We start from the raw sequence: 13802 nt of genomic DNA on the forward strand, positions 1-13802 counted from the left end.
CCCGGGTCTTAGCTGTGTTCCTCTGCAGCCGTTGCCACTAGGGCGCGGTTATAGGCTTTCAGCGCATCCACGTGGTAGAGCACCCCAAGAAGGCGGCCCTGCTGCTCAGCATCGCTCGGCGCGGGCACGTCATCCGGAGCAACCACCGGCAAGAACGGCACATCCGCCCGGTCGAACACCGGCAGCACCGCCTCCAGCGACTGATCGGGGCGCAGCATCAGTCCCTGATCAACCAGCGGAGCGCAATCCTCTGGCGTGGCGCAGCGCGGATCCCCCAGCGGCCGCATCAATCCCCCCACCTGCAGCAGCGCCAGCAGATAGGCCTGCGGCCCGGCCGCGCAATGCAGATTGCGCCGCTCCAGCTGGGTCAGGAAGAACGACCGGTCCACCAGCCGCGAGGCCAGCGCCGTCGACAGGGAGACCGAAACCATGACGGCAAGGCCGATCTGCCAGTCTCCGGTCAGCTCGAATACGATCAGCGTGGTCGAGATCGGCGCCCCTAGAACGGCAGCCGCGACCGCCCCCATGCCCGCAAAGGCATAAAGCGTATGCGTCCCTGACACTTCCGGCAGGACCGATGTCGCGATCAGCCCAAAGGACAGGCCGGTCATCGCTCCGATCATCAGCGACGGTGAAAACACCCCGCCCCCCATGCGCCCGCCCATGGTGATGGCCACGGCAGCGGTTTTTACCACGGTGAACAGGATGGCCTGCGACAGCACCAACCCACCAGTAAGCGCCAGTACCGTCGTCTCATAGCCAACCCCGATGATATGCGGAAACCAGATCGCAATCGCCCCCAGAAGAAAGCCAGAGACCGCCGGGCGCAGCCAGCGCGGGATCGATAGAGCTGTCTGGATATCGGTTCCCACTCGATCTGCCCAAAAAATCGAGCGCATGAGCACCACGGCCACCAGTCCACAAATCAGCCCGAGCATCAAAAAGGCAGGTAGCTCCACATAGAACTGCAAGGCGCCCGGCGTGGTCAGCGTGAATTCCGTGACATCGCCATATTCCAACCGGTTGATCACCGTGCCCGCGACCGAGGCGATGGCGATGGGCGCAAAGGCATGCACAGCAAAATGCCGCAACACCACCTCAAGCGCGAACAGCGCACCGGCGATAGGCGCGTTGAAGCTGGCAGAAACTGCCGCTGCCACCGCACAGCCCAAAAGATCGCGCCCGGTGATGCCATCGGCCTTGATCCGGTCGCTAACCCAGCTGGAAATGACGCCTGCTAGGTGCACCACAGGTCCTTCACGGCCGGCCGATCCGCCGGTCGACAGCGTCAGGAAGGACGCCATGGCCGACCCAAGCCCGGCGCGGATTTCGACGCGGCCATTGCGCATTGCCGCCCCTTCGATCACATCGGCAACCGAACGCACCCGCCCATCGGGGGTGAAATTGTGCAGGATGATTCCGACGACCAGCCCACCCACGGTGGGGATCACCAGCAGCATGTACCACGGCAGATCCTGCGCGAAACTGTGCAGGAAATGAATATCCTCGGCGCCATAGATCCAAGCCTGAAAGGCGGTAATCCCCTTTCGGAACAGCAAGGCCGCAAAACCGGCAGAGATACCGATCAGCAGGGCTATCATCCAGAATTGAAACTGGCTTGGCCCGCGATGCAAAAGAATACGCCAGACATCTCGCAGCCATGCAAGACCCTGCATCGCCAGCACCTTTGCCCCGGTCCGGGAATTATGCTTCATTGTTCGCCTTCAGTTTCCTGCCCCCCTCAAAGCAGAGAAAAATTGCCAAACCACCAACACTGAGCACACAGGACCGTGACCCGTGCGTCAGCCAGTCAGCAAGGCTCCGGCGGCGGCGCGCGCTTCTTTGGTGATGGTATCGCCAGACACCATCCGGGCGATTTCATCCACCCGTTCCGTCTCGCTCAGCGGCACCACCTCGGACAGGGTCATGCCATCGGTTACGCGTTTCTGTACCCGCCAGTGATGCGCGCCCTGGGCAGCGACCTGCGGCGAATGGGTAACGACCAGCACCTGCCCGCCCGAGGCTAGGGATTTCAGGCGCCGCCCCACCGCATCAGCGGTGGCACCACCGACCCCGCGGTCGATCTCGTCAAAGATCAGCGTCTTGTCGCGATCCTCGCCGCGCAAACAAACCTTCAGGGCCAGCAGGAAGCGGCTCAGTTCCCCGCCCGAGGCGATCTTATTGAGCGGACCCGCCGGGGCACCGGGATTGGTCGCCACGGTAAAGGCAACATCGTCGTGGCCCTCCGGCCCCGGGGCGCCTGCGGTGATCCGGGTTTCAAAAACCGCGCGCTCCATCTTGAGAGGCGCCAGTTCAGCCATCACCGCTGTGTCCAGCGCCAGCGCGCTGTCGCGGCGCGCGGCACTCAGCGTCTCTGCAGCCGCTGCATAAGCCGCCTCAGCGTCGCGCAGGGCGGCCTCCTGATCGGCCAGATCCTTATCGCCTGCATCCAGTGCCGCCAGTTTTTCGCGCAGGGTATCCGCATAGGCGGCCAGATCATCAGGCAGAACGTCATGCTTGCGCGCCAAGGCACGGATCGCAAACAGTCGCTCTTCGCAATCTTCCAGATCGCCTGGATTGAAATCGAGCGCCGAGAGAACCCGTTCGACGCCATCCTGCGCATCGCCCAGTTCAATCATCGCCCGGCTGAGCGCCGCCAGCGGCTCTGCCAGCCCGATCTCCTCGGCGCCCTCGACGCCTTCCAGCCAGCGCTGCGCCTCGCCCAGCGACGGATCGGCCCCCTCGCTCAGCAGCGCATAAGCACGGGCGATATCGCCGCGGACCCGCTCTGCCCCCTGCATCTGGCGGCGGCGCGCATCCAGCGTCTCGTCCTCGCCTGGCTCCGGGTTCAGCTTGTCCAGTTCCTCAACGGCGTGACGCAGGAATTCCTCTTCGGCGCGCACCGCATCCAGTGCGGCGCGGGTGGCCTCCACCGTCTTGCGGGCCTTGGCGGCCGTCGCCCAGGCCGCACGGGTCTGCAACAGCAGGTCCGGCACCGCGGCAAAGGCATCCAGCAGGCTACGGTGGCCCTTGGGGTTCAGAAGGCCTCGATCATCGTGCTGGCCATGCAGTTCCACCAGAGTTTCCGACAGGGCGCGCAGCACCTCACCCGAGCAGCGCCGATCGTTCACCCAGGCCGTCTTGCGGCCCTCGGCAGTATTGACGCGGCGCAGGATCAGTTCGCGCCCGGCAGGCAGGCCTGCCTCTTCCAGAACCGAGTGGGCCGGATGGCCCTCGGACAGTTCGAATTCCGCCACCACCTCGCCCTGCGAGGCGCCCTGACGCACCAGTTCGGCGCGACCGCGCCAGCCCAGTACAAAGCCAAGAGAGTCGAGAAGGATCGATTTACCGGCGCCGGTTTCGCCGGTCAGCACGTTGAGACCGGCCTGAAAGTTCAACTCCAGATGGTCGATGATCAGAATATCGCGGATATCAAGCGCGCGCAGCATTACTTTGCTCCGTTGCAAACGCTGTTACAGCCACTGGCCCTTGATCGACTGGCGATAGATCTGGCTCAGCCAGTTGTTCCCCCGGTCACGCATCTTCAGACCCTGCGACGTCAGCAATTTATAGCTGTCCTCGTACCACTCTGTCGATTGATAGTTGTGCCCCAGGATCGCGCCGGCGGTCTGCGCCTCATCCACCAGACCCAGCGACAGATAGGCCTCGACCAGTCGGTGCAGCGCCTCTGGAGTGTGGCTGGTGGTCTGGAAATCCTCCACCACCACACGGAAGCGGTTGATCGCCGACGTGTAGTGTTTGTGGCGCAGGTAGTAGCGCCCGATTTCCATTTCCTTCCCCGCCAGATGGTCGAAAGCAAGATCGAATTTCAAGATTGCCGAGTTGGCATATTCGCTGTCAGGGTAAACCTCGATCACGGTGCGCAGCGCCTGCAGCGCCTGAAAGGTCAGCCCCTGATCGCGACCAACTTCGTCGATCTGGTCATAGAAACTGAGCGCCAGCAGGTATTGCGCATAGGCGGCGTCTTCGTCGGTCGGGTAGAAATCGATGAACCGCTGCGCGGCGGCGCGGCTGTTTTCGTAATCCTTGGCACGGTGATAGGAAAAGGCCTGCATGATCAGCGCTTGTTTCGCCCATTCAGAATAGGGATAGAGGCGCTCGATCTCGGAGAAGTAAAAGGCCGCGTCCTTGGAACGGCGGCGTTCCAGTTCGAACTCGCCGCGTTCAAAGATCTGTTTGGGGGTATAGCCGTCCAGCGCGCCTGCCTTTTCTGCCGCGCCACCGTCGCCGCCGCAGCCCGACAATGCAGCCATCAGAACAACCGCACCGATCCATTTGGCTCCTGCCCTGATGCCGATCATCTTTGCCTTACCTCACCGCATTTGACTCGCGGGTGTCCACCCCGGTTATGCCCGGTCTAGCACATTCAATTGGCGTGCAAAACGCCTTTAACCCACTTCGCCCTCACTTGGCAGAGATTGTCGGCCCGGGTCAAGCCTGCGGCGCCCCAGCGGTGGGTGCCGGACCACAGGGACAAATGAAAAAGGGCACCTAAGTGCCCCTGTCCGTCTTCCATCGGTATCCTGATGATTGCGCTGATCCCTGCAGGGATCAAGCGACCTTGCGGATGGCTGCGGGGATTTCCCCCCAAACCAGCCCCTGCCCCGGCAGGCGGGCCACCATGGCCGCATCACACTCTACCAGACGCACCGCGCCGGGGGTTGCGAACAGCGCCCGCAGCAGGGTGTTGGTCAGGGCATGACCAGCACGCTCACCGATATAGCGCCCCATCAGCGGCGCACCGGCCAGCGCCAGGTCACCCAGCGCGTCCAGCATCTTGTGACGGACCGGCTCATCCGAATGGCGCAGACCTTCGCCGCTTTCGACCTCTTCACCATCGAAAACAACAGCGTTCTCGCCCGGCACACCGCCAAGAGCCAGGCCATTGGCCTGCATCGCCTCGACATCAGCGCGGCGGCAGAATGTACGGCTGTCGCACAGCTCGCGGGCAAAAGCCCCATTGCGCAGGTCCAGCGTCTTGCTCTGACGTCCAATCGCCTGTTCAGCGAAATCGATGTGGAATTCGATCATCAGCCGGTCGCAGGGCAGAATGGTCGCCTTTGCGCCATCTTTTTCGACGCTGACCTCTTTCAGAACCTGCAGAACCTGCACCGGAGCAGACAGGCGACGCACGCCTTTCTGCATGATCCCGCGCACAAACAGCGCCGAGGAGCCATCAAGGATCGGCACTTCGGGTCCATCGATTTCAATCAGGGCGTTGTGCACACCACAACCAGCCAGTGCGGCCATCACGTGCTCAACGGTAGATACCGACACACCGGCGGCGTTGACCAGACGGGTGCACAGGGCAGTGCGCTCCACATAGTCCCAGCGGGCCGGGATGACAGAATTGCCCAAAGCGATATCGGTCCGTTTGAAACGGATGCCATGATCCGCCGCAGCCGGTTTCAGAACCATCCGCGCAGGCTGGCCGGAATGCAGGCCAGCGCCTTCAAATATCACCGATGCTTTCAGGGTATTCTGCACCTTGTGCCTCTTTCTTCTGGGTCCGGCCATCTGGGGCCGTGTTGCCGATGATAGGTAAGGAAACGGGCACGCGGGCTCAACTCAATCTTTGTAACGGATTGAAACATCCCTGTAACGAATAGGCAAAACACTGCCTAGATGCGCGCAACCTTCTGGAACAAAAGGAAAAAGGGCCGCCAGATGGCGACCCTCTTCACGAGATATTCTGAAAAATCAGTTGGCCTGACGGCGCAGGAAGGCCGGAATTTCGATCCGTTCCTGATCCGGATCAGTCTGCTGCTGCGGTTGCGGCGCGGCGGATTGCTGCGGCGCGTGCTGCGGGGCCTGCGGCTGCTGACGCACCGGCTGAGGCTTCGCCTCACCGCCTTCGGCAGCGCTGCCGGTCATCCGGTGGATAAGCGAATTCAGGCCAAAGCGACGCTGTTCCTGCTGCGGTGCGGGCGCCTGCTGCTGTTGCGGAGCTGCGGCGGCCGGGCGCTGTTGCGGTTGCGGCGCGGGCTGTGGTGCCGCTTGCTGCGGCTGAGCCCGTTGCGCGGCGGCCTGCAGACGCACGATAGCCTCGGGCGACGGCGTGCCCGGCGCCGGAGCTTTGGGCGCGACAAAACTGTCGGCCCCGCCTTCGGCGGCATCGGCCTGCGGCTGGAATTCCGGAACCTGCGGCTGATAGGCAGGCGGCGGCAGGCCGTCGTCATCATAGGCTTCGGTCTCAGCCGGGGCTGCTTCGGGCTGCGATGCGGTGGCGTCCAGACCTTCGAACAGGGTCGGCTCCTCGTGCGAGGCTTCCGTGGCTGCGACGACGGGCTGTTCAACCGGCTCGTCCAGTTCCAGCGGCGCGGCACGGGTTTCTTCAACGCTGACGGTTTTCTTCAACGGCGCCGACATCGGACGGCGTGCAACCGGCATGTCGGTGTTCACGTCGGAAGCATCGATACCGGTGGCCACGACGGACACGCGCATCTTGCCTTCCATTTCGGTGTCCAGGGTCGAACCGACGATGATATTCGCATCCGGGTCCACCTCTTCGCGGATCCGATTGGCGGCCTCGTCCAGTTCGAACAGGGTCAGGTCGTGAGCGCCGGTGATGTTGATCAGAACGCCGCGCGCACCGCGCAGGCTGATTTCGTCCAGCAGCGGGTTGGCGATGGCCTTTTCTGCGGCCTGAATGGCGCGATCTTCGCCTTCGCCCTCGCCTGTGCCCATCATCGCCTTGCCCATTTCGTCCATCACGGCACGGACGTCAGCAAAGTCGAGGTTGATAAGGCCCGGACGGACCATCAGGTCGGTCACGCCTTTGACGCCCTGGTACAGGACATCGTCCGCCATCGAGAAAGCCTCGGTGAAGGTGGTTTTCTCATTGGCCAGGCGGAACAGGTTCTGGTTCGGGATGATGATAAGCGTGTCGACGACCTTCTGCAGCGCCTCAACGCCGTCCTCGGCCTGGCGCATACGCTTGGCGCCTTCGAACTGGAACGGTTTGGTCACGACACCCACGGTCAGAACACCCAGCTCACGGGCGGCCTGCGCAATGATCGGCGCGGCGCCGGTACCGGTGCCACCACCCATCCCGGCAGTGATGAAGCACATATGCGCCCCGGCCAGATGATCGACGATCTGTTCGATGCTTTCTTCAGCGGCGGCCGAACCGACCTGCGGACGGGCACCTGCGCCCAGACCTTCGGTGACTTTGATACCCAGCTGGATCCGGCTTTTCGAGGCGCTTTGTTGCAAGGCCTGCGCATCCGTATTGGCGACGACGAAATCGACCCCTTCCAGCGCCTTCTCGATCATATTGTTGACCGCGTTTCCACCCGCGCCACCGACACCGAATACGGTGATCTTTGGCTTCAGCTCTTCCTGTCCGGGCAACGAAAGGTTCAATGTCATGCTCTTTCCGCCTGTGTTGATAGCCCTCCCGCAAGGGCCTTTTCCTGACTTTTCTGCGGAAATTGTACCGCAGCCTCGGAGTCGCGTCATCCCAAAAAGCGTCGGCGGCTACAAAATATGGCCCCTGATCCATGGAAATCTGCGGTATTTCGCCTAAGGCGACAGATCTAGCGGTTAAATAGCAGCTCCCCCACAAACACCAGAAAACCCCGACGCCCATAGGCACCGAATTCCTATTCTGAGTTATCGCGGTCTGGCCACTGCCCGGCCTTCAGACTCGTCGCTTAATGCGTCCGTTAACCCGAAACTAACGGTTTCGGGCGGCGCTGTCACGGGGGGCAAGGCCCACAAAGGCGACTTTTTTCAGGCTTAATATCGCCTCGCGTGCGGTGCAGGTCGCCAAAATTCAACCGGGGTGGGCGCAGGCCCTACCAATTGTCTTTGAACCACTTCACCGCGCGGCGCAGAGAGCGGGCCGGATAGCGGTCGACCGGCATTTCGAAATCCCACCATTCGTCCTGCGGATGCGCCGCAAAGAGACTGAGTCCCACGGCCGAGGCAAAACCCGGCCCGGTCGCCGATTGCGGCAGACCGTGGACGCGAAGTGGACGTCCGAGGCGCACCTGCTGGCCAAGGATACGACTGGCCAGGGCATCAAGCCCCATGATCTGGCTGGAGCCACCGGTCAGCACGATCTGCTGGCTGGGCAGATATTCAAACCCCGCCGCATCCAGCCGGACCCGCACTTCTTCCAGGATCTCCTCGACCCGCGGGCGCATGATGCCGATCAGTTCGGCCCGGCTGACGGTGCGCCGGTCGTGCTCCCAGTCGCCGGTATCCCCGCCAATATCGATCATATCGCGGTCGTCGGCGCCGGTGGCATGAACGCCACCGCAAAAGGTCTTGATCCGCTCGGCATTGGCCATCGGAACACCCAGCCCCATGGAAATGTCGCTGGTGATATGATCGCCGCCCATGCGCACCGCATCGGCATAGATCATATGTTTCTTCATGAAGACCGAGATCGAGGTCGACCCGCCGCCCATGTCGATACAGGCCGCGCCGAGTTCCTGCTCATCCTCGACCAGCGCCGCATAGCCCGAGGCATAGGCCGACGAGGCAATACCTGCCAGTTCAAGGTCGCAGCGCTGAATGCAGCGCATCAGGTTCTGCACAGTGGCGGAATCCACCGTCAGCATATGCATGTCCACCGACAGGGTCTGCCCCATCTGGCCGCGCGGATCCGACAGGCCCGAACGGTTATCAAGCGCGAAATTCACCGGCTGGGCGTGGACCACTTCGCGCCCGGCGCCATAATCCGGCACCTCGCAGGCGGCCAGCACGCGGGCGATCTCGTTCTCCGACACTTCCTGCGCCTGAAGTTCGACCTTTGCATCCAAACCGTAGGAACGCGGATTGGCCCCGGCGAAGCAGGCGATCACGTGGTCGACACGGACACCTGCCATCTTCTGCGCGGCCTGAACGGCGGTGCGGATGGCCCGTTCGGTTTCCTGCATGGCGGAGATTTCACCGAACTGCACCCCGCGCGAGCGGGTGGTCGCGGCGCCGATAACCCGGAAGCCGGATTGACCGGCAAGCGACCCGATAGCACTGTCTTCATTAGGTTGGGCAGAGCCATCAAATCGCAGGACAAGACAGGCAATCTTGGAACTGCCTACATCCAGAATGGCCACGACACCGCGCTGCAATGCCTGCCGCCGCATCTGCCGCATGGCACGCTGCGATTGATAAAGATCCGTCATCTTACAGCCCACCCCCGTTCATTTCCCTGATCCGCCACCAGTTTTCCACTGCATTTTCTGTCATCCGGACCGTCGGTCGCGCCGCGATCCGCATATCTACGGCGGCGACATCACGCTCCAGCAGATCCTTGACCTCGCTGACCACGATCACCCGCTCCAGCGCCTGCACCGGGTTGTCCTCGGGCAGCATGATCCGCTGACCGCGATCCAGAACCACGTCCCAACGCCGTTCGCCAACCCGTACCAACCCCCGCAGCCGGTCGCCAAGCGGGCTGGCTGCTGCCAGAAGCCGCATCGCCTCCTCGGCCTCGCGATTGGCCCCACGCCCGGCAATGAGCGGCAGATCAGGATGCAGCCTCCGCTGTCCCAACTCGGCCACATGCGCGCCGGTTTCATCCAGAAGCGCCAGCCCGTCGCGGCTACGCCAGATCAGCGCCGGTTTACGTTCTTCCACATTGACCTGAAGAATACCGCCCGGGCGGATCCGCACGCTGGCGGTGCGCACCGGGTCAAGTCCTTCGATCACATCGCGGATCTGGCCCAGATCCAGATCGAAGGAGCTGATCGGAAAATCGAGCGGCACCACCTCGCGGATATCTTCGGAGACGCTGGTCCCTGCCCCGTCGATGGCCATGACGTTGACCATGAATTCAGGACGCTCCTCGATCGAGGCGCGGATCGAATTGATCGTACCCTGCAAGGCGTCGCGCCGCCCTTCATCCGCCAGAAACGCGGTTCCCGCCGCAGCCAGCAGGCAGATCGGCACCCCGACCCGCAGACCGAAGCGGATCCCCGGCGTCAGCATCCAGCGCTGCAACCGGTACTTCAGGCGCGAAGGCGCCGGATCGGACGCTCCGCTGTGTTCCTTGCTCTTGCGCCGGATCAGCGACCGCATGAGGCGTCCTCCACCATCCATGCGCAAAGCTGGCCAAAGGTGATGCCGAAATGTTCGGCTTGCTCGGGCGCCAGCGAAGTCGGCGTCATGCCGGGCTGAGTGTTGGTTTCCAGGATTATCAGCCCCTCAGCGCCGCGGCTTTCGTCCCAGCGGAAATCGGTGCGGCTCACGCCCCGGCAGCCCAGTGCATCATGGGCGCGTTTGGCGTATTCCAGGCACAGATCGAAAATCTCCTGCGGCAGATCCGCAGGCAGCACATGGCGCGATCCGCCCGGCTGATATTTCGCATCATAGTCGTACCAGCCATCGGTCAGGATATCGGTGACGGTCAGCGCCTTGTCGCCCATCACGGTCGCGGTCAGCTCGCGCCCCGGGGCATAGGTTTCCACCATCACCTGATCGGGCATGTCGTCCGAGAGTTTCGGCGGCGCATTGGCGGCCTCATGCACCAGGTAGATGCCAACGCTGGAGCCTTCATTATTGGGTTTAACCACATAGGGAGGCGCCATCACATGGGACGCCTCGACCTCAGAGCGGGCAAAGATTTCGCTGGCGACCACCGGCAGGCCAACGCTGCGGAACAGGGATTTGCTGCGCTGTTTGTCCATCGCTAGCGCCGAGGCCAGCACACCAGAATGAGTATAGGGAATACGCATCCATTCCAGAAGGCCCTGCACGCAACCGTCTTCGCCCCAGCGACCGTGCAGCGCATTGAACACGACGTCAGGTGCCGCAGCCTCAAGCTGCGCACACAGATCCGGACCCGCGTCCAGTTCGATCACCTGATAGCCTTCGCCCCTTAGCGCGGCGGCGCATTCACGCCCGGAGGACAGGGACACCTCACGCTCAGCCGAGGGGCCACCCATCAATACCGCCACTGTCGGGAGTGTCCTGCTCGACTCACTCACCACAAGTGCCTCAATTCATCGGGCTTATCGCCCCTGTTTCTCGCGTCCGTTATTCGGCCGCGTTCATTATTCTGGGATCACCACCGCATCGGCGACAGAGATCCTTTTGCTTGCATCAGAAGGCAGTCATGCCGTGGGGCGCGGCAAATCACGTCCCATAGGTCATCATACTGCCCAAAGAGTTACCGGGACCTTAACGTCCTCTTTACCAACCTTAATGGATGTCTCTTTCTTGCCCGAATTTCACACACCGTTCCAGCCAAATCAAACACGTCGGGGCGAATGATTGCGAATTGCACTCACTCGCCCGCTGCAGCGTGGATTACGGGTGACACTGATGGCGCTGACACCGCTTCAGTCCGGCAGGTTTTCGCCGACCCGCATGATTTCCCACTGCAGGGTAATGCCGGAATTCTCCAGCACCTTGCGGCGCACCTCTTCTCCCAACGCCTCCAGATCGGCGGCGGTGGCATCCCCGGTATTGATCAGGAAATTCGGATGTTTCTCGCTCATCTGCGCACCACCAAGGCGGGCACCGCGCAGACCGGCATCCTCGATCACTTTCCAGGCTTTTAGATCGTGCACATCCCCCGCCTGCCCGGTCGAGGAAAACCCCGCCGGATTGCGAAAGGTGGAGCCGGCCGAACGATCCTTGACCGGCTGTGTCTCATCGCGCTTCTTCAGCTGCTCTTCCATCCGGGCATGAAGCGCCTCCGCCTCACCCCGGGGCGCTTTGAAGGTCGCCGAAACCAAAACCGCGCCTTCGGGTAAAGTGGTCTGGCGATAGGCAAAATTCAGGTCTTCCGGGCCAAGTATCTGCAGCTCCCCGGCCCGCGTCACCACGGTGGCGGTGTGGAACACATCGGCGGTATAAGAGCCGTAGCAGCCCGCGTTCATCCGCACCGCGCCGCCAATGGAACCGGGGATGGTGCGCAGGAAAGTCAGATCCAGCCCCGCATCAGCCGCCTTGCGCGCCACATGGGCATCCAGCGCCGCCGCGCCTGCGGTCACGGTGTCGCCGTCGATTTCAATCTGGTTGAAGCCACGCCCCAGCCGGATCACCACCGCGCGGATACCCCCATCCCGCACGATCAGGTTCGAGCCGACCCCCATGGGGAAGACCGCAACATCCCCAGGCAGGGCGCACAGGAACTCCCGAAGATCCTCGATATCCGCAGGCTGAAACAACACATCCGCAGGCCCGCCTACACGCAGCCAGGTCAGCTCCGAAAGGCTGCGCCCCTCGGTCAGGCGTCCACGCGCGGCAGGAAGGGATTCAGTGATTTCGGTCATGATGTGCCACTCGTTCGGTTTCCTGCAGGGTTTAAGGCAAACCCGAACGGGAAGAAAGGACTGCCGAGCTCCCGCATACCCCGCGTAGAACCCGCCATCAGCCGCGCAGGACCACCCGGCGCAACCAACGGCCCAAATAGATCACCGGATAGCGCAACACACTCATCCCTGCGGCCAGCACCGCCAGCCCCCACCATGGACCGTTTTCATAGGTGACATAGCCAAGGATCGGGATGCCGACGGCGATCAGTGCATAGGCGCGGCGCCAGTGATTGTCGTGGCTGGGTATCATGGCAAGGACATTGGCCGTCAGCGCCCAAAGCGCGGCAAGGATCAGGGACAGGCTCACAACATACCTCCCACGGCTGTAATCAGGGCGATGGTGGACAGAACAAGCCCCACAATCGGCACCGTCATCGGCACCTGAAAGGGCGCGCCAGGCGCGTGGCGTTTCAGCAAGATCAGCGCGAGGTTCACCAATACAAAGACCGACAGCAACACCGAGGACGTGACCTCGGCCAGCCGATCCACCGAGAAGAACAGGGCCGTCAGGATCACCGCCGCACCCAATACCAGCGTGGCCAGCACCGGGGTTCCGAACCGAGGGTGGGCGTGGTGGAACAGGGCCAGCGCCGGACTGCGTTTGCCCAATCCGAACAGCACCCGCGAGGCCATGACGATCTGCGCCAGGATCCCATTGAGCGCAGCAAAGACCGCGATATAGGACAGGAAATCAGGGTTCGATCCGCGCGCTGTCTGCCAGACCAGTGCCAGCGGGCTGCTGGATTGCGACAGGTCGGCCACCGGGACTGTACGAACCGCAGCCCAGCAGACCAGCGCATAGATGATCGATGTGATGGTCAGCGACAAAAGGATCGCCTTCGGCATGGTGCGGGTCGGCTCCGAGACCTCCTCGGCCATGTTGACGATGTCTTCAAACCCGATGAAGGCAAAGAAGGCCAGAACCGCACCAAGGCCAAGGCCCGCCCAGACGGTAATGCCCGGCAGGTCCTGCGGCAGGGCCCAATCCGGCGACACATCGCCGGTGCCACCGGCCCAGATCACCAGCGCAAGCCCAGTCAATTCGATCGCGGTGAATACAGCCGCCAGCGACAGGCTTTCCAGAACGCCGATCACGGCCACCGCCACCAGCGCCAACCCCATGGCGATGATCGCAAGGGTTCCATCCACGCCGGTTGCCGCCGTCAGATACCCGGCGCCGCCACGCAGCACCGCGCCGGCAGAGACGGTTCCGGCCACAACCACGGCCAGCCCCACCAGCAAGGCAAGGGACTGCGAGCCAAACCCCTGCCCGACAAAGGCTGCCTCTCCGGCAGCTTCGGGCACGCGTGAGGAAAACTCCGCATAGCTGAGCGCAGTGGGCGCGGCGATCAGCCCTGCCAAAACAAAGGATAGCGGCGCCCAGATCCCGGCGTCGGCGACGACCGCCCCAACCAGAACGTAGATCCCCGCCCCGACCATGACGCCGACGCCGTAGGCGGTCAGAAGACCAAGGCCAATACGGCGTTTCAGCGGCTCAGCCATGGCAGT

General features: G+C 62.7%; 11 protein-coding genes. All 11 read right to left on the reverse strand.

All coding sequences use genetic code 11. The annotated features are described in order from the left end of the window. Positions 1–8: 8 nt before the first annotated feature. The 11 genes from AC5SSZ_RS10290 to AC5SSZ_RS10340 all read right to left on the reverse strand — a co-directional run bounded on the left by AC5SSZ_RS10290 (position 9) and on the right by AC5SSZ_RS10340 (position 13796). Positions 9–1715, reverse strand: a complete 1707-nt coding sequence (locus AC5SSZ_RS10290; protein ID WP_495438125.1) for a chloride channel protein — start codon at positions 1713–1715, stop codon at positions 9–11. 87 nt (positions 1716–1802) lie between these two features. Continuing rightward, positions 1803–3449 (reverse strand): DNA repair protein RecN, encoded by a 1647-nt coding sequence (gene recN, locus AC5SSZ_RS10295; protein WP_495438126.1) that lies wholly within the window; start codon positions 3447–3449, stop codon positions 1803–1805. A 24-nt stretch (positions 3450–3473) separates the two neighbouring features. Then, on the reverse strand, positions 3474–4322 hold the full coding sequence (locus tag AC5SSZ_RS10300) for an outer membrane protein assembly factor BamD (RefSeq protein WP_274868141.1): 849 nt from the start codon (positions 4320–4322) through the stop codon (positions 3474–3476). A 250-nt stretch (positions 4323–4572) separates the two neighbouring features. After that, a complete protein-coding gene (lpxC, locus tag AC5SSZ_RS10305) occupies positions 4573–5508 on the reverse strand; it encodes a UDP-3-O-acyl-N-acetylglucosamine deacetylase (protein ID WP_368947532.1) in 936 nt (311 codons plus the stop codon). Positions 5509–5721: 213 nt separating this feature from the next. Continuing rightward, on the reverse strand, positions 5722–7392 hold the full coding sequence (ftsZ, locus tag AC5SSZ_RS10310; protein WP_495438127.1) for a cell division protein FtsZ: 1671 nt from the start codon (positions 7390–7392) through the stop codon (positions 5722–5724). A 428-nt stretch (positions 7393–7820) separates the two neighbouring features. Beyond that, on the reverse strand, positions 7821–9155 hold the full coding sequence (gene ftsA / locus AC5SSZ_RS10315; RefSeq protein ID WP_065273055.1) for a cell division protein FtsA: 1335 nt from the start codon (positions 9153–9155) through the stop codon (positions 7821–7823). Between the two features lies 1 nt (position 9156). Further along, complete coding sequence (locus AC5SSZ_RS10320; protein ID WP_274836696.1) at positions 9157–10050, reverse strand: cell division protein FtsQ/DivIB; 894 nt, start codon at positions 10048–10050, stop codon at positions 9157–9159. Then, complete coding sequence (locus AC5SSZ_RS10325) at positions 10038–10958, reverse strand: D-alanine--D-alanine ligase (RefSeq protein WP_065273053.1); 921 nt, start codon at positions 10956–10958, stop codon at positions 10038–10040. Before AC5SSZ_RS10325 ends, AC5SSZ_RS10320 begins: the two co-directional genes overlap by 13 nt. A gap of 354 nt (positions 10959–11312) precedes the next feature. Further along, on the reverse strand, positions 11313–12251 hold the full coding sequence (murB, locus tag AC5SSZ_RS10330) for a UDP-N-acetylmuramate dehydrogenase (RefSeq protein WP_495438128.1): 939 nt from the start codon (positions 12249–12251) through the stop codon (positions 11313–11315). A 97-nt stretch (positions 12252–12348) separates the two neighbouring features. Further along, entirely contained in the window at positions 12349–12600 is a 252-nt protein-coding gene (locus AC5SSZ_RS10335; RefSeq protein WP_495438129.1) for a DUF2484 family protein, read from the reverse strand. Continuing rightward, positions 12597–13796 (reverse strand): APC family permease, encoded by a 1200-nt coding sequence (locus tag AC5SSZ_RS10340; RefSeq protein ID WP_495438130.1) that lies wholly within the window; start codon positions 13794–13796, stop codon positions 12597–12599. The genes AC5SSZ_RS10335 and AC5SSZ_RS10340 overlap by 4 nt, the downstream gene beginning before the upstream one ends. Positions 13797–13802: the final 6 nt, after the last annotated feature.

The sequence above is a fragment of the Phaeobacter sp. CC-HEC084 genome (assembly GCF_059429255.1).